The 18,340-nt window shown below is 39.1% G+C and carries 12 protein-coding genes and 3 pseudogenes; 7 read left to right on the forward strand and 8 right to left on the reverse strand.

Features of this window, described 5'->3' with window-relative positions; all coding sequences use genetic code 11:
* The first annotated feature begins 286 nt into the window (after window positions 1-286).
* The 3 genes and pseudogenes from AAZO_RS05570 to AAZO_RS28930 form a co-directional block, all read left to right on the forward strand.
* A complete protein-coding gene (locus AAZO_RS05570) occupies window positions 287-2,128 on the forward strand; it encodes a tetratricopeptide repeat protein (protein WP_013190494.1) in 1,842 nt (613 codons plus the stop codon).
* 104 nt (window positions 2,129-2,232) lie between these two features.
* On the forward strand, window positions 2,233-2,436 hold the full coding sequence (locus AAZO_RS43375) for a hypothetical protein (protein ID WP_041639533.1): 204 nt from the start codon (window positions 2,233-2,235) through the stop codon (window positions 2,434-2,436).
* 96 nt (window positions 2,437-2,532) lie between these two features.
* A pseudogene (locus tag AAZO_RS28930) lies at window positions 2,533-2,994 on the forward strand (hypothetical protein); the annotation flags it as partial.
* Between the two features lie 223 nt (window positions 2,995-3,217).
* On the opposite strand, the gene AAZO_RS05585 reads toward AAZO_RS28930, so the two are convergent.
* Window positions 3,218-4,105 (reverse strand): succinate--CoA ligase subunit alpha, encoded by an 888-nt coding sequence (locus AAZO_RS05585; protein WP_013190495.1) that lies wholly within the window; start codon window positions 4,103-4,105, stop codon window positions 3,218-3,220.
* 86 nt (window positions 4,106-4,191) lie between these two features.
* Window positions 4,192-5,409 (reverse strand): ATP-grasp domain-containing protein, encoded by a 1,218-nt coding sequence (locus AAZO_RS05590; RefSeq protein WP_013190496.1) that lies wholly within the window; start codon window positions 5,407-5,409, stop codon window positions 4,192-4,194.
* 639 nt (window positions 5,410-6,048) lie between these two features.
* Between AAZO_RS05590 and AAZO_RS05595 the strand changes: the two genes are divergently transcribed.
* On the forward strand, window positions 6,049-7,929 hold the full coding sequence (locus AAZO_RS05595) for a hypothetical protein (protein WP_228371523.1): 1,881 nt from the start codon (window positions 6,049-6,051) through the stop codon (window positions 7,927-7,929).
* Between the two features lie 100 nt (window positions 7,930-8,029).
* Here AAZO_RS05595 and AAZO_RS05600 read toward each other — a convergent pair whose 3' ends face one another.
* From AAZO_RS05600 to AAZO_RS05615, 4 genes and pseudogenes are all read right to left on the reverse strand, one after another.
* Window positions 8,030-8,926 (reverse strand): shikimate dehydrogenase, encoded by an 897-nt coding sequence (locus tag AAZO_RS05600; RefSeq protein ID WP_013190498.1) that lies wholly within the window; start codon window positions 8,924-8,926, stop codon window positions 8,030-8,032.
* Between the two features lie 7 nt (window positions 8,927-8,933).
* Window positions 8,934-9,137, reverse strand: a pseudogene (locus tag AAZO_RS05605) (transposase); the annotation flags it as partial.
* 714 nt (window positions 9,138-9,851) lie between these two features.
* Window positions 9,852-10,079, reverse strand: coding sequence for a transposase family protein (locus AAZO_RS33360; RefSeq protein ID WP_013190500.1), 228 nt, complete (start codon window positions 10,077-10,079; stop codon window positions 9,852-9,854).
* Window positions 10,080-10,351: 272 nt separating this feature from the next.
* A complete protein-coding gene (locus AAZO_RS05615) occupies window positions 10,352-10,738 on the reverse strand; it encodes a Uma2 family endonuclease (protein WP_338027166.1) in 387 nt (128 codons plus the stop codon).
* Window positions 10,739-11,067: 329 nt separating this feature from the next.
* Between AAZO_RS05615 and AAZO_RS28940 the strand changes: the two genes are divergently transcribed.
* Window positions 11,068-11,238: a BrnA antitoxin family protein gene (locus tag AAZO_RS28940; protein WP_228371663.1), complete on the forward strand. Its 171-nt coding sequence runs from the start codon at window positions 11,068-11,070 to the stop codon at window positions 11,236-11,238.
* A gap of 470 nt (window positions 11,239-11,708) precedes the next feature.
* Window positions 11,709-13,196: pseudogene (locus AAZO_RS28945) on the forward strand (IS1380 family transposase).
* 499 nt (window positions 13,197-13,695) lie between these two features.
* Here the strand turns inward: AAZO_RS28945 and AAZO_RS05630 are convergent.
* Together AAZO_RS05630 and AAZO_RS05635 are read right to left on the reverse strand one after the other, a co-directional pair.
* Window positions 13,696-15,405, reverse strand: a complete 1,710-nt coding sequence (locus AAZO_RS05630) for a diflavin flavoprotein (RefSeq protein WP_013190502.1) — start codon at window positions 15,403-15,405, stop codon at window positions 13,696-13,698.
* A 243-nt stretch (window positions 15,406-15,648) separates the two neighbouring features.
* Window positions 15,649-17,397: a diflavin flavoprotein gene (locus AAZO_RS05635; RefSeq protein ID WP_013190503.1), complete on the reverse strand. Its 1,749-nt coding sequence runs from the start codon at window positions 17,395-17,397 to the stop codon at window positions 15,649-15,651.
* Window positions 17,398-17,508: 111 nt separating this feature from the next.
* Between AAZO_RS05635 and AAZO_RS05640 the strand changes: the two genes are divergently transcribed.
* Entirely contained in the window at window positions 17,509-18,321 is an 813-nt protein-coding gene (locus AAZO_RS05640; RefSeq protein ID WP_013190504.1) for a pantothenate kinase, read from the forward strand.
* The last annotated feature ends 19 nt before the right edge of the window (window positions 18,322-18,340 follow it).

Here is an 18,340-nt window from a genome sequence, read left to right on the forward strand (position 1 = left end):
TGACTTTTTCAGCAAACCGTAATTGTCTTTTACCTAGATTATAAAGCAAAAGACATAATGCCATTAACATCAGTATTGTCTCTATTTAAGCGATTCTTGGTACTCATTACACCTGTATCTGTACTACAGAATGAAGTGCAGAATGTGGGTTAAATATTCAATTCAGCAAGAGTAAGCTGTCACGCATCTAGTTTTTTAACCCAAAGTCCCCTTTCAGCTGCTAATCTGTATCACCCTCAGTCCTACTACAATTAGAATTGTTGTGATGTTTTCTTTGTTAGCTAAAGTGTCAGAATCCCTACCTTTGCAAGATCGCTACCTCGCCTTAATTGATGAAATTGTCGAAACCACTCTCAAGGGTAAGATTAGCTCTGTAGAGCAGGTATACCAAATGTTACTCAAAGGTATCGCTTCCGGTACAGGGGAAATATTTGAATTAGCTTTGAGTGATCGCTTGACAACCCTGCAAACTCAAGTAGATAGTGAAAAAGACGAACTAAAAAAGTCAAAAGGCACACGCAGCTTAAGAGCAATTAGAACCATAGAATCTCAATGGCAACGCTGGCAAGAACAAAACAAAGCCACAGAAGTCATAGCTTTAGTAGTTCGAGAAATTACCATTGCCAGCAATGAACAGCGTTTAGCTGTATTTTTGCGCTTCCTTGACCCCAATCAAAAATATCCGTTAAATTTATCCCAATTACAGCAATTAGGCAAATCCTTACAACAATTTGGTGCAGCTATTTCTGATTTAATGGCAATCTCTACAGGTATAATTCGTGGTGTAGCAGCTTGGCAACGCATCCAAGAAAACCTCCTCAGTTCGATGTATGAAGAAAAAAATTCTCTAGGATTTGGTGGTGTACCTGGTGAAAGAGATCCTTGGGCAAGTTGGGCAAAATTAGTTAAAAGCGAAATACCACAAACATTTTTCCGCACCTTAGCATTAGAACAATCTGCAATTGAATTTACCCAAAAACAACAAAACATTACCCTCAGTGATTGGGTAGAATTAGCAATAGTTTTACAATTCTTACAACGTGGTTTAGTTACCTGGTTTGATCAACAAGCTTATGATATTCAAGCAGGCCCAAAATTATCAATTTCCACATTCTTGACCTTTGCAGTTATTTGGAGTCAATTAGCATCCGGTTTTCAAACTCAAGCAATAGCATACAGCAATGGAGCTTCTCTAATTATGCTCCAGATTTTACGAACCTTTGCCCAACGTCCTTATTTTCCACTCTATGGTGGGATTTTCGCTTCTTTTTCTGGTAGTTCTTTGTGTGATGCCCTCGATTATTTAGATGAACCTCTGCGTTCTGTGGAAGGAACACAAGAGAAAGCGCGAATTTTAACATTATTAGGTTATTCTCAACGAGCTTTAGGCCGATATCCACGCTCAATAAGTTTCCATCAGCAAGCGTTGGAAATAGCCAGAAGTGCTAAAGACAGCGTTTGTGAAATTGCTAATCTTAACCACCTCAGTCGTACCTACGTCCAAGAAAAAAATTATCCCGAAGCCATAAATTACAGTCAAAGAGCATTAATATTAAGTAGACAAGCAGGTGACAAAACCGGAGAAACTAACGCGCTGGTAAATTTGGGTTACAGCGAAGTTATGCAAGCACAACAATTAGAAAACATTGGACCTGAAGTTTATGAATCAGCAATTAATTATTTAGAACAAGGTTTCAAGTTAGCCGAAAAATTAGGTGATTTGCAAACTCAGTCCTTATGTTTTAGCAGCTTAGGAATTGCCTATTTAGTCACCGCACAACACGAAAACGCCATTAAATATTTAGAAATTGGTTTCAAAACCTCCCAAATTTCCGGTGACTTATATCTTCAAGGACAAAATTTATCCTATTTAGCAGAAGCTTATTATCAGCTGCAAAATTACGAAAAAGCTATTTATACGGGTGGTCTGGGAATGTCTCTACTAGAACAAATTTCTTCCCAAGAATGGAGACAAACCGCTGGTTTATTGACCATAATCAAAGGACAACTCGGTACAGATAAATTCCAAGTCTTGCTTCAACACAATCGTCCTAAAATCATCTCCGTTATCGGTGTAGACGGTTATGATTATATTCCTCAATTATTGAACACATATCAGAATCATTAGTGACAAATGAAGGAAAAAAGGAAATTGTCAAGGATGGTATTTGGATAGGTTAAAAACCGTGATCAACTCAGTGTAGACAAGTAATTGAGCGATTGAAACAAGCCATGACAGGCAGCCAAAAAACCAATCGAGACCACGGCAAAAGGAAACAGAGACCAATGGTGGAAGATGAAGTAATAGCCCAGCAATTGGAAATATTACTGACACCAGCCATTACAAATCAAGAAAATTACTACCGAAAACTAGGACTCAGACAACGGATACTGAATTTACCGTTGATCATGGCTGCGGTGTTGACCTTACTGTAGTGAGATATAGCAGGAGTCAGAGAAGTGACAAGCAATGTTAGCCAGAGATGGTTTTCTGTGGTGTAATCCCACAAAACTTAGTCAAGGCAAAGTTAAGATGCTTTTAATACGGTCAAAAGACTCTTGGGTTTAAGTTATTTATGAACAGGTTCAATCAATGGAATTAAATTGCAAATTTGGGCAACGTGGTTATTTTATGGTGTTTTAGTAGATTTAGGTGATACCGTAGCAGATCAACTTTCTCTGCCTTTTGATGAGATTTCATTAGAAATGATTTATCTTGGTCTTGATCATTCTACTATGGCTCATCAAAAAGGTAAGGCAACAGATCCTGTTAAATATTTTACTGACCCTCAAAATCGAGATTTAGGTATTATCAAACAGAAGCCAAAACCAAATTTTAAGTCAATTGTCGCTCCTTTTCCTGATCTTCAAAGTGGGACTGACCAGTTTTTTCCCATATTTATGCAAAAGCCTCTTGACACAAGACTTTCAGGCTTAACTTGTCACAAATGTATCAGAATTCGTAGTTCAGGAGTGAGAAGGATAAGAAAGTAATTCCCAATGCCCCAAAATAATTAAGCAAGGGCGTTGACTTCAACCCCAAAACGTGATCGAAATTAAGTTGATCAGGAAGAACTATCTAGAAAAATCCACTTTAAACAGCGCGTTATCCAAAACCCTTGTCAAGACTTTCAGAAACCGCCTCTACATTCTTGTCACCAGATGTCTAATGTTGGTGAACATCACCAATCACCAATCACCAATCACCAATCACCAATCACGTATTCCCCATTACCTTCTTCAAAAATTCGGGAATCTGTGCAGGATATTCAGCCACAGGAACTTGTGCTGCTTGGAAAGCCGCTAATTTATTTTGTGTAGTGCCAAAATTGGGATCACGTCTGACAACAGTTGCTATATTTCCTGTCTGATGCCAATATTTACTTTGTGGTGCGTGTCTACCTGCAATATAAGCAATAACAGGCTTATCAATAGCTTCAGCTATGTATCGTGCAGCAGCTTCTTCACTCCCTCCTCCTGGTTGACCGACTAAAACGATCGCATCGGTAGTTTCATCTTCATCTAGAATTTGCAACCATTGCAGGAACGATGAACCGACAATAGCATCACTACCAATACTCACACTAATTGATTGACCCAAACCAGCTTGGGTTAATTCCCAAGCCACTTCATAAGTTAGAGTGCTGCTACGGCTAACAATTCCCACTGAACCAGGTGTATAAAATTCACTCGGTTGAGTCCCTAAGAGGATTTTACCAGGAACAATAATTCCCGGACTATTCGGCCCTACCACCAATATTTCACGAGTCTCAGTTTTGCGGAGTAATGTCACCATATGCAACGGTGGCACACCAGGAGAAATAATAATTATCTGTCTAATATTAGATGCACTCGCTTCCAATGCCGCATCTAAAACTTGATAAGGGTGGACACAAATAATTGTCGTATCAATTGCCCCCAATTTTGATATTGCTTCCTCTACTAAATCAAACACTGGCAGATCATACTTCATCTGTCCACCACATCCAGGCTGAACACCAGCTATCAAATTAGTGCCATAAGCTTTCATTTGAGCAATATGAGTTGCTGATATAAATTCACTAAAGCCTTGTATTAAAATTCTGCTGTCTGCTCTTAAGTTCATAAAATTTAGTCATTAGTTATTAATCGTAGATCATTGGTCATTAGTTATTAGTCACTCAACTGATAACTGTTAACTGTTAATGGATACTACTTTTTGTACGCAGGTAGTTTAGCTAAACGGACTGCTTGTGCCACAGCTTCATTTAAATTTTCTACTATTATCAGCGTGTCACTTTCAGGGTTGAGTGCAGTTAAATGTTTCTTGGTATCCTGAAAATCAGTACCAGCAAGACGGAAAACCATCCTGGGTAAATGTCTGGACTTATTTTTACTAGTAGTTGATAAAGGAGATTTCAGTTCTTGCGGGTCCACTTGTATAAAGTTAGCAACAACCTTTGGCATTTGGGAGAGATCAGGAATAGTCCCCAGAAAATTAATCAGAATCACTTGAATACTTTTGTCGCTGGCTAAATTTCTCAGACTTGTGGCCAAGCGATCGCAAAAAGTATTTGGTGTAGTATCAGTTAAAAAAGAATGCCGTAAATTGAAAGACAGACCAGGTTTACCACCCGCATTAAAAACTGCATCCAAGGTAGTCAACAATGAACCAGTCCCATTGGCTAAAATACCGATTTTCCCATAAACTCCTAACCCATTGCCATCACCCAAAATATTGTTAGTCCTGCTTATTTTATTTCTATTTGCTATTTTGGCTGCCATTTGGGCGATTTCTGGATGACGGTTAATTGCCCTGGGGTTGACTCTAATTTTACCATTGAGAGCCATCACTTGTCCCGCAGCACTGACCGCTAGAGGATTTATCTCAACTAAATCCAGGTCTTTCTGCACAAATAACTGATACATTTTTTCTACAATGTCGCTGACTGACTGCATCAGCGCACCCTGCAACCCCATTTTCAATCCCAACCGTCTGGCATAAAATGGCGAAAATTCCTGTTCTACAACCACATATTGCATTTTCTCCCCTGGAGATTCCCAATCAATATCTGATTCTTTGCAACCCAAAAGTACCGGACGACACAGGGCTGTATCTAAAACAACAGCCAAATAAAACTCATCCTTGGCATCATACTTAGATTCTGCCAGCAAAACCTCTGGCAATTCCCCCCAAATCGGCAAATTGAAGATATTCTGAGCCGCTGCGATCGCATCAATCGTGGTTTCCACAATCCTGACTCCACCAGCTTTAGCTCTTTCATCTGCGTGTACTTGCGATTTTAGTACAATCGGATAACGAATTTTTAAGCGTTTCAAATCTGTAGGATGGTCAATTCTTTGGGATGGTAATACGGGAATGCCCATCTTGCCAAACCATTCTTTAACTTGGTACTCCAATAAATCCATTGACACACACCTTGTATTAATAATTCCAAAGCAGCTTTTTAGTTTTATCTGATCGTTTGTACAGCACTTAGATTACATAATTACGCTTTGCTTGGCTAGAAAATTTATTTAACACGAATTAATTTTATCGAATTCGTCAAGCGTAGCAAGTTCGTTTCCAGAACTCCACCCGCTGTAATTTGGTTAATCACACCTAAACCACCCACCCTCTCGACCAACTTGCCAGTCTCTAATAATTACTGGGCTATCCTTGTATATTTTTCCTTAAATAATTTATACTCCCATTTGGATTGTCTAATTTATCATCTAGCAGTATAAAGAAGTAGAACCCTCAACTATCACTAGTTTGTTACTATCTGGTAACAGATATAACTTAGTGCAAAAAAGTTCTTCTGTTTGATGTAAAACTGGGGTCAAGAAAATACAGCAGGAGTCACGAGTCACCAGTAAAACTCTCTTGCTGTCTAGGTTTCAATTTAGATTCTGTACATCATTCATCTGCAATCTGCTGTATGTATCTATATGTATGTAACAAACATAAATACTTTATTCCACATGGTCAAAGAGCATAAAAACTATAAAACTATATAGAACATTAGCAGTAAGACCATGATTAAAGTCACATTGAAAAAAGAAGATATGCAGCTTATAGCCAGTATTTTAGAAGAACAACTACAGATGGAACTTCCACCTGACAAAGTTTTTCAGGTTCGATGTGCCATCCAAAATGACGAACTGATGGTTTTAATTCAACACCCTGTAAATGTATCTCTTGAGACGCAAAAAATATTTGCGGTACTTGAGGAAACACTCCAGTCGCAATCTCAATATCATGAGCAAAGGGTGAAATTTTACGTGAGAGTTTCTGGAGAAAAAGTACCTTACACTAAGAATTCCATAATTGTTAAGCCTAAAAAGATACAAGAGGATTCAAGAATTATCGGAGAAGAAGCCAGCACAGGCTCAGATTACAGTACAGCAAATCACCAATTGATTTTTCCTCCACTCAATATTCTCAACCCTCCCTCTCCATCTCCTACCACAGAAGACAATATCTCGGATAATCCATTTAACTTACTAGTAGACGACCATATGTCGGATAATCCATTTAACTTACTAGTAGATGACAATATCTCAGATAGTTCATATAGCTCAGATACTTTATTCGGCTCAGATCATTCATTGCTTGAGGAGAGTAAGGATAGCCCAGGAGAAGCAGAAAAGTTTGACCCCTTCGGAGATGGAAAAAATTTATCGAAAACCAAACACCTATCTGTTTCATCCTTACCCATCCTCTTAGGTGGGGTATTGGGAGTGGCAGTTATTTTTGGTGGTGGTAATTTTTTTCTGATTCGTGCTTGTGTGATTGGTGAGTGTAAAGAATTACAAATAGCCCAGCAATTCAAAAGCAATACCCAAGAATTGATCCGTCAGGCTAAGTCTCAAAAAGAACTAGTAGCAGTACAACAACAAATAGATACAGTTATTTCTGATCTCAAAGTAATTCCTCAATGGTCGCCTCGTTATCAATCAGCCCAGGAAATCAATTTAAGTTTTTCTGACCAATCAGCAAAAATTACCCAGGTACTAAAAGCTTTAGAGTCTGCAAATATAGCAGAGAAAAAAACCAAAACCCCTCCAACTAGCCTGGAAGAGCTACGTGCTAGACAAAGTTTATGGCGACAAGCAATCATACCACTAGAGTCTATTAAACCTGGTAACGAACTATATGGACTAGTGCGGGGAAATTTGTCCAAGTATCAAAGCAATTTACAGACTCTCAATCAGCAATTGCTCAGTGAAGAATCATGGCTGAAAAAACTCACCACAGCCAAAACTGTAGCTGAATCAGCCCTCAAGCGTGAAGCTAATGCTAAATCGGATAATGACTGGCAAAGGGTACAGTTTGCTTGGCAAGAAGTTGTTAATGATTTGAAAAGTATTCCCTCAAACAGCACAACACACCAGGAAGCAAAAAACCTTTTAACGGATTATCAGCCTAAACTTAGGTTAGCACGCAACCGCGCTAAGAAACAAGCTGCTGCGGCTCTCAACTTCAAACAAGCCGTCAACATGGCTAATCAAGCTAAAGTTTATGAAACACAAAATAAATGGCAGGCAGCAATAGCATCTTGGGAGCAAGCTGTACAGATAGCTAAACAGGTTTCTCAAGATAGTTCTTTCTACAGTCAAGCACAATCCCTCATTCAACCCTATTCCACTGCTCAAGCACAGGCAAAAGAAAAACAACAACTCGATGGTAATTTGGCACAAACTCGCGCTGATTTGGGAAAAACCTGTGTTAATAAGATGCGGTTTTGCATTTTTAACATCGAAACTAGGGGTATTGTTGTCCGTTTAACCCCAGAGTATGACCAAGCATTACAAAGTAACCCTGGTGTCCAAAGTCATTTACAAGCCTTGCAAGAGGCTTTAGGAGTCATCAGTGAAAATTCTAACCTACCCGTATTTCTCTATAATTCCCAAGGACAGGAAAGGTATATGAAGATGCCGCAATAGGGTGATGGGGGTGTTGGGGGTGTTGGGGGAGTATAAATATACCTTCTATCACCTATCATCTTCTGCCTACAATCGTTATATAAAACCTACTCAAAATTACTCATGATCCCAGGTGATTTTGCAGTGTTTGACGCATTTCGGCTACAGGGACTGTTTCCTGTTGCAACCAAATTTTTAATGCTGCTGCACCTTGTTGAACTAGCATTTCTAAACCATCTATAGCGATCGCACCTTGTGTTTCTGCTAATTTTAGAAATTTCGTGGGTTTGGGGATGTAGATTAAATCATAAGCAATAGCACCTGAAGGTAAATTTGCCATATCTTCAGCACTCAAAGGAGATTCATCTACCTGGGGATACATCCCTATCGGAGTTGTATTTACTAGCAAATTAGCTAGGGGAATTAGCTTTGGTAATTCTTCCCAGGCATGGACTTGAAATTTATCCACATAAGGTGAATATTGCCAACTGTGGCGAAATTCCTTCAATTTATACATATTTCTGCCCACAAGGTGAATTTCTGCCAACCCTAGCTGCACACAACCAGCCACAATTGCCCTAGCTGCACCACCATTGCCTAAAATGACTGCCCTCTTGTGACTCCAATCTTGCTGATATGTGGTTTGCAAAGGGGCTATAAATCCTTCTACATCTGTGTTTGTCCCTACCCATTTGTTACCTTGATGAGTAACAGTGTTGACTGCGCCAATAGCTTGAGCAATAGGGGAAATTTCTGTTAATATAGGTATTATAGCCTGTTTATGGGGAATTGTCACACTGAGACCCACAACCCCAATAGCCGCAAAACCTGCGATCGCAATTTCTAGATTTTCCGGTGCAATAGGAAAAGGTAAATAAACATAATCTAACCCCAATTTAGTCAGTGCAGCATTGTGCATCACTGGTGAAAGAGAATGTTCTACAGGATGTCCAATAACTCCCAAAAGTTTAGTTTTCCCAGTTATCTGCTGGCAATAATTATTATCTTGGTTATTCATCGAGTACTATCATCCCCCACAGTATGAAGGTTTGAAAGAATCTCATCACTGTCCGATAACTACCACCTATGCCTGCCCAACGAGAGATTCCCAACATTGTGACTCTGCCACTCATCACTAACATGGCCATGACGAAGGAGCTCAATTGCCGCATCGTCGTCACTTTTATTTCTGGTAGCAGGCTTTGCAAGAGTGTTAGGATATCGAACATAGGCAATGTAGAAGATTTTGAGTTGTTGTTTTGGAAGACTATTCTACTACATCAGCCCTCTTTTCATACTCTTTTTTTGGCTAAGGTTATTGAACTGCTATGAGAATTACGCCAAACCACAGACTTGTCCCTTTGTCGATTGCTCTCATCACCAATACCTTAGTTGAATAAACTACTTAAAGTTCAAGTTCCCCCAAACGTATGATTAATAACGTACTTAAGTTTTATTAACAACCGCACAAGTCAATGATGGTTGTACCTGAGAAGGAGATTTATCTGCAATTAATTCAATTTTGCGTTGAGAGTTACCCTGCCAAGAAGTAGCTTGGACAGTTACCTACGGTAATGTAGGTACTTGGGCCTTTACTGATTGTGTGTGATGGAATGCAGAGATATCAAAAGTATCAGGCCAAGGGTGATCTCTCCTAATAGAGAGGGCTGAAAATTTACAAAGGATTCGGTGTCTGGCTTTCCACAGTGTTAAGATCAGGAAAGAGCGAAGGAAAGAATCAGGGTTGGGAATAGTCAATGATAGGGACTATCCATGAAGATGTTGATGACAAATTCATAACTGACCTCATATCCATAACATTTATGAAATTGGCAAAACTCATGAACCGATTCCTAATGTGACTAAACCACAAATAGTAATAATTACTTGTGAGTAAATTCAGGAATTCAGGGGAAATCTTTGTTGAGGTACCCGGAATATTTTTACAAGTCTAATGACCTGTTCAACAAGAATACCCTTGGTAGAAAACTCTTTGTTTCCTGCCTTTTGTTCTGAGTCGCCATGGCATAATCACTATCATATTTTTCTAGCTGTTCAAGGAGACTAGCAGGGAAAACATTTCGTAATATCTCTAGCCAGTAATGAAATGTGTCCTTTGCTTCCGTTTTGGATATACCGAAATGCAAACCTAAAACCTCAAATGTTGGCATTGTCCTCCAATAGAACAAGCATAGACATACCTGTTCTTTTATCTCTAGTTTCCCTTTCCCCCCTCCTCCTTTCTGATTTATACCTATGTTTTTACTTTCTATGTCACCTTGAAGTTTTTTATGCTGTATTTCACCTTAGGCTAACAAGTCTTGAAACTGATGGTTAGTTATTCCCAGTATTTGTTTTCTACGATGTGGATATTCTTGAATATAGTTAATTTAGTGGATTTTTCCTTTTCCTACACCCTCAACATTCCCTTCTACCATTTTTTTCACACCAAGCTAATTTTCCTGACAGGTCTAATAATAAAATCTGGTGTGAGTGGGGGAAATTTTTCCTGTTCTTCTTCAGTTAATGCTTCCCAGTGTTCTAATTTTATCCAAGGAACATCAGGTGACAGTTTTGCACCATTGGGAAGTCGGAATATGGTTGAGGAACTAAATACTATTCCTAATTGGGTTTGGTGATTCCAAAGACCTACTTTAAAATTTAAATTAGCTTCTCTACGGTCACTTTCTCCTCCTGAACCTGGGAGAATTATCAGTTGTCCTGTTGCGGTGAGTTCTAGGTTTAAATCATCCACCATACAGAGTTGGTAAAATTGCTCCTCTGTAAGGTGAATAATTGGCGCTAAGTTGAGTATATTCGTACTAATAATATGTTCAAAAAAATAATTTGAATTTGGGAAAGAGTTTCAATCCCTATTAGGGATTAAGTGAAATTGCAATAGCGGCGTGCTGAAAGCCTATCTGTATTTGGTTTTCAAGGTTCAGTTGCCTGGATGGTCTACTCTTACTCCATTTCAGAAATCTTGTCAATGGATAAAATGGCTAAAAACCTAACTGTGTAAGGTACGCGGGTGTCTAAAGAACAAAAAGACTGACAAGTCTTGTGCAGAATGAATTTCAGGTATTTCTTCGGTAATAGCTTTTTTAACACCCACCCACCCACGCAATCTTTGTTTTTAGTCAAGGTAATCGGGGTGCAATTGAACCAACATCACCTGGAAAAACTCGGATTACAATTCGCCTAGATGATGAAATACTGGCATGGTTTCGTCAACAAGTACAAGTACATCAAGCAGGTGTGGGAAATTACCAAACCCTAATTAATGATGCCTTGCTTGAGTATATTCAAAAACGCCGTGAACCCTTATAAGCAACACTACGGCGGGTATTGCGAGAGGAATTAGAAAGAATGGATAAATGAAAGAGCTCCCACAGCTTGTTGAAGTGGAAGGGTTAGTATAACTCAATATATTAGAATAACACCATAGGTCTATTAACTTGAAATTCAAGGTTGCCCCTATGCCTTACCCTAAAATAAGTTGTGAAGAAATTACCAAACGTGGTAAAGAACTCTACGAAAATAAAATCCGTCTTTTAGTAGAGAAAACAGAGAACATTGGCAAAATTATTTAAATTAATGTAGACACAGGTGAATATGAAATTGCTAATGATTTAATAATCACAACTCGTAAAATTACAAACTAAACAGGCTAATCTACCAATTTGGTCAGGAAGAATCGGGTTTGAGCAACTAACCCGGATTTGTCACAAGAAGATAAAAAAAAGGGGTCAAAGACTGCGGAAATGTATATATAGCAGGCATTTTAGCAGTTGGAAACCATGACCCTATCTTCAACAGATTGTATACCAAAACAGTTGAAATTTGAGCAACAAAAATGGCTGCCAGTCATAGTCAATTTCCAGGGTGGACAAGTAAGAGCAGATGCAGGATTCAGCTTAATTGCTGAAATAGACAGAAAATTGCAAATCACATCACAGTTTGCACAATGTTTCCAAGATTAGCGAAAGCCAAATCGGATTGACCATTCAATAGAGAGCTTAATTAAACAAAGAATATACGGGCTGGTCATGGGGTATGAAGACTTGAATGACCACGAATAATTACGTCATGACCAGATGTTTGCTATAGCTTTAGGAAAAAGCATTGGAGTAGAGAATGAACCTGCAAAATTGGCAGGAAAGAGTACATTAAATCCCCTGGAACATTGTCCTGAAGATGTGGAACAAGGAGCAGAAAGCGGGTACCATGAAATCTGGCATTCTCCATCAGAAATTGAAAGCTTACTTGTCAAAATATTTCTAGAATCTTACGCCAAAGAACCAAGATAAATTGTTTTGGATTTAGATGTAACTGATGACTTAGTACACGGCTATCAGGAGCAAGTTTTCTTCAATACTTATAATGGGGGATAATGCTATGCTCCACTTTATGTTTTCTGTGGAAAACATCTATTAGCAGCCAAACTTCACCCTTCAAACGTAGACCCAGCATTTGGGACATTATCAGAACTACAAGGAGTGATTAAATAAATAGGTCAACAATGGAAGAATGTTGAGATTTTAGTAGGTGGATATAGTGCTTATTCTAGAGACGATATCATCACATGGTGTGAATCCCAAATGGGTGTGGATGATGTTTTTGGATTGGCGCAAAATAGTCGTTTAATTGGGATGACTAGAAAGACTCAAAGTAGAGCATCCCTTGAGTTTGAGGAAAAACTATCAACAGTAGTTTCATTCTTAGAAACTATGTTTAAACCAGATGAAGAACTTACAGAATTTGCTTGTGACTTGATTAATAACTCAATTTGCTATAAATCGTTAGACTATAAAGCTCGTGAATCTTGGAGCCGTAGTCGTCGTGTTGTTTTTAAAGTTGAATATGGAGTAAAAGGGACTAATGTTCGTTTTGTTGTAACTTCACTTTCTACTAAGAAAGTACCTCCTAGTCAACTATATAGACAAAAATATTGTCAGCGAGGGGAGATGGAAAATCGTTTTAAAGAACAACAATTAGAACTTTTTAGTGATAGAACAAGCAACCATACATTTACGGTAAATCAATTAGGTTTATGGTTCTCTTCTATAGCTTAGGTTTTGCTCAATGCCTTGGGTCAAAAATGTTTAGCTAAAACCGAATTACAAAATGCTAATGTTGGGACTATTCGTACCAAATTATTGCAGTTAGGAGCTTTAATTACTGTAAGTACACGTCCCATTTTAATTGCGATTACTAGTTCTTGCCCATACAGACATATCTTTGCTACTGCTCATAAACGCTTAATAATGCTGACTAATACTGCTTAATTTGAAGTTAAATTGCCTTTTACTTATTTCTAATTAATCATACTTCACCCTTGGGTTGATTCAAGTCTTGTTTTGTCATGCTTAATTTTATGAACAGAGCATTTTGATTTTACTACCAATAAAAAGATAGTGACTTTTTTAGCTTTATAAATGCGATTTTATATTTAATTTATCTCTGCGATTCAGTTTTGATTGATGATGTATGAAAATTTAGTCTCACATCAGGTCATGTAAATTTATTTTTTACTGCTTGTGAGAAATCCGGGTTAATCCTGTTGGTGGTACATTGATCAGGACAATATAGTGATATATGGTACCGTTGTTGGGCTGCAAGCTCGAATAAATCTAATTCTTCATTTACCAAGCAGTCTAAGGGGGATAGATTGGAATGCTCCCTTTTGCTGCTCGAGGCAGAGCCTCACAACACGCATTCTCAACGGGAGACTAGGAAAAAGATAAATTACCCCTCTTCGCTTGCGGTAGGGGGCTAGGGGTGGGGTTAATAATAACTCCCGGATTTGCGATGATGTACCGCTGTCACACCATCTTGGTTTAACACTTTCCCATCATTAACAGTGGCATAAACCAACCAATGATCACCGACTTCCATACGACTTTGGACAGAACACTCCAGGTAAGATAAAGCACCAGAAAGAATTACACCACCATTACTTGCTTCTTCCATCGCTAAACCGGCAAATCTATCTTGTCCAGGGGTGTAGACCTTCATGAACTGTTTGCGTATTTCACGTCCCTCTGTCAAGATATTGACAACAAATTCATTACCAGTGTGGGTCATGTTTTCCATCGCCCTGTCCTTAGCTACGGCAATGGTTAAACCAGGAGGACTAAAGCTGGCTTGTGCCACCCAAGATGCTAACATTCCTGTTTTCACTTCCCCTTGAGTAGCGGTAACAACACACAAAGAACCAACAATGCGACCAACTGCTTGTTCAACATTAGTTGCAGGTTGTCTAGCGACAACTGCTTTTTTCGCAGCACGTTTGAGTGCTTGGGCGAAATCTGTTCCTGCTTCTTCACAGGTTTGTAAGGTGACTTCGTTGGGTTTGAACTTGACGCGAATGGTGTCAAAACCAAATCTGTAACCTGCATCTTTGAGTTTGCTTTCGATGAAATCAACTGCTTCCCCACTCCAACCAAAAGAACCGAAAACTCCAGCGAGTTTGTTGTTAGTAGCGGTGGAGAGAACTATTCCTAAAGCTGTTTGTACTGGTGTGGGTGCGTGGCCGCCTAAAGTGGGAGAACCGATGACAAAACCTGCTGATTTTTCAACTGCGGTTTTGATTTCTTCGGGGTCAGCAAATTCGCAGTTAATTGACTCGACGCTAACTCCTGCTTTGGTTATACCACGTGCAATCGCTTGAGCCAATGTTGCTGTATTCCCATAGGCAGAAGCATAAATCAAAGTTACGGTCATGTCAGCATTAGTTTGTTGTTGAATCCATTCCCGATAAGAATGGGTAAGTTCAATTAAACCATAACGAACTAATGAACCGTGACCAGTGGCGTACAATCTGACTGGTAAATCTGATAATTTATCCAAGGCTGTTTCTACTTGTCTGGCGTGGGGAGCCATGAGGCAATCGAAATAATAACGCCTATCTTCGTTAAAAATTTCCCAACCTTCATCAAATACTTGATCACCACAAGTATGCGCCCCAAATAACTTATCAGAAAATAGTATTTCTGTTTGGGGATCGTAGGTGCAAAGTTCATCAGCATAGCGGGGATTAGGTGTAGGAATAAATTGCAGATGATGTCCTTTACCTAGATCTAAAGTTTCCTCACCCCGCATTACCAAAATTGGTAAATCTTGATTTTCTAACGCTGCTTTTAAATTTATCGCTCCTGGATTTGAACAAACAAAGGTAATTTGTGGGGAAATTTCTAGTAAAGTTCTTAATGTTGCAGCCCGGTTAGGATTAACGTGACCAAGAATTACATAATCAACAGTTTCGACATCAATTCTTTGTTGTAAAGCTGCTAAATAAATTTCTGTAAAAGTCTCTCCTGGTGGGTCAATTAAGGCGATTTTATCACCTTGAATTAAAAAGGAATTAGCGGTTGTACCTTTAGCCAAGGCGTATTCTATTTCAAATCTTAGCCTTGTCCAACTGCGGGCTCGCAATATTGTTGTATCTGTCCCAATCGGCAAAATTTGAATATCACGAGGTTTGGTTTCTAACATGGTTTTATTTCCTTTCTTGAAATAATTCGTTCTATTTGTGCTGAAATTCAGTTGTTAAGGTTGTTTATCTAGGCTTAAAGTCTAAGGTAGATGGGACGAGAGAGGGAAGATATAGCGCAATTGAAAATCAGAAAGATCTTAAAGATGTTATTTTTTCGCAAGGTGGGCATTACCCACCCTACAGGCGACAAATAATAAATCAATTCAAAATTCTAGAATTGTTTATTTTGAATTTTGAGTTGTTTAATAGTGGTTTCCGACTTTCCGGTGGTGAACTGCTGTTAGTGAATCTGGTTTTGATATTCTTCCAGCGTAAACGGTGCTGTATACTGCCCAGTGGTCGCCACAATCCATGCGGCTAATCACTTCGCATTCCATGTAGGCCAGCGCATCTGTCAAAATAGGTGCACCATTTTCCGCTGGTTGGTTTCTTACTCCTTCAAAACGATCTGCACCGGGAGGGAACCGTTTTAAGAAGTGTTTCATCAAGGGTTGATAATTTCCTTCTTCCAGTACATTGAGGACAAAGCGATCGCCTACTTGCATTAGTGATTCAATCGCCCGGTCTTTAGCTACCGCTATGGAAAATCCTAAAGGTTTGAAACTGGCTTGACTCACCCAAGAAGCTAACATGGCACTGGATACATCCCCTTTTTTAGCAGTGATGATATATAAACCGCCGCTAATTCTCCCTAGTGCTTTGTCTAAGTCAGCACCAAGAGATTTCATTGCCTTGATGCTTTTATCTCTAGTCACCCATTGACCTAAATCCGTTCCCGCTTCTTCACATTTTTTGTAAATGTTGTCTGTCGGTGTTTCCCGAATTTCAATTACACGAAAAGCTACATTCAAACCCGCAGCCCGGAATTGATTTAATAGTGGATAAGTTGGTTCATCATTTCCACCACCGGTTTCAAAAATACCAATGGCTTGTTTTTCCTTCGCGGAACCTAAAACTGTACTCAGTGCAGCTTGAATAGTGGCACTAGCAGAAGTAGGAGGCATTCCCACAACTAGCCCAGCACAGCGTCCTACAAGCTCCCGCAACTCTTGCAAATCCACTGCTCCACCCAAATCGACCATTTCCACAGCTACGCCTGTTTTAACGATGCCGTTGGTGATTGATTGCGCCAAGCGATCGCTATACCCATACTCAGAAACATAAAATATCCCAACCGCCGTTTCTGCCTTAGTTTGTCCTTGACTCCAATTCCGGTAACGTCCAATTAATTCTTCAACGTTATGGTAAAGTAGTGGACCATGACCTGTAGCGACCATTTTGATTGCTTTTAATTCTCCCATCCGCTTTAGGGCAGATAAAACAGAACGGGCATTTGGACCCATTAAGCAGTCGTAGTAATATTGAAAATCTTTTTCAATTGCTGCTAAGTCATCATCAAAGGTACTATTGGAGCAATAGTGCAACCCAAAAGCATCGCAAGTGAAGAGAGTTTCGGTTTTGTGGTCAAAGCTGAAAATGGTGTCAGGCCAGTGTAAATTAGGCGCGCTCACGAATTCAAATTGGTGCCCATTACCTAAATCCAAGCGCTCGCCATTTTTGACAATCCGCCGTTTAAAAGGCCAATGTACCAAATCTTCCAAAAACTGAATTGCTACCTTAGAGCCAACTACAGTAATATTAGGAGCCATAGATAGCAAATCTTTCACCAAGCCGCTGTGGTCTGGTTCTGTATGGCTGATAATTAAATAATTTATCTCTTCAGGATTGATTAAAGCTGTCAGTGTATCAAAATATAGCTGACGGAATTTCTCGTGAGACGTATCAACTAAGGCAGTTTGCTCACCACCGATGAGAAATGAGTTATAAGTTGTACCATTTTGCAAACCAAACTCAATATCAAAGCGATCACGATCCCAGTCCAAAGACCGAATCGCTGTTGTATTTTCAGCAATCTCTACAGTCTGTATGGTGAGACGTTTTTCCGGGGCTGGGTTTCCCTGTTTTTCAAATTTATCGGTGAGCAATACCATAACTCCCCTCCTTGAGAAAATTGAGTATTTATTCCTCTTCCTTTATTATGACACGGGTTGAATATTACTTTTTCTTGAAAAACCTATAGCTGACTTAAGAAAATTAAAAGTGTGAAACAGAATACCCACCAACAAACCACAGAAAATCTTTGGCTAGGATTAATGATTGGTAATTCCCGCTTACATTGGGCGTTATTTGTTGATAATACCCTCAACTCAACTTGGGACACAGAACATTTATCAACATCTGATATACAACAGTTAGCTAAAACAAATACTCTACCTGTCTCACCATCTTCTACTCGTCCTATTTTCCTCTCTTCGAACCTCCCCATCACTCTCGTTTTAGCTTCCGTAGTTCCCACTCAAACAAAACTTTGGCAAACTTACCCAAATGTGCGCTTAATTACCTTAAACCACATCCCCATCAAGGGTATGTATCCCACACTAGGAATTGACCGCGCCCTCGCTTTATATGGTGCAGGACAAACTTATGGATTTCCCGTATTAGTAATTGATGTTGGTACAGCACTAACTTTTACAGGTGTTGATCATCAGCAGCGTTTAATAGGTGGTGCAATTTTACCAGGACTAAGTTTACAGTTTAACAGTTTGGGTCGAAATACAGGACAATTACCATTATTAAACACACGTTCAATTACTTCTTTACCACCACGTTTTGCCATGAATACAAAAGAAGCAATTAAAAGTGGAGTAATTTACACATTATTAGCAGGAACTAAAGATTTTATTGGGTCTTGGTTATCTTTATTTCCAGATAGTAAGATAGCAATTACTGGGGGAGATTGTAATTTATTAAGAGGCTATTTACAAAACTATGATCCAGAAATAGCTACGAAATTAATTGCCGAAAGGAATTTAATTTTCTTGGGAATGGGAAAGATCTTATTTGGCAATGGTTAATAAAAATATCAATTTTTAA

Source organism: 'Nostoc azollae' 0708 (genome assembly GCF_000196515.1).
Lineage (GTDB): Bacteria > Cyanobacteriota > Cyanobacteriia > Cyanobacteriales > Nostocaceae > Trichormus_B > Trichormus_B azollae.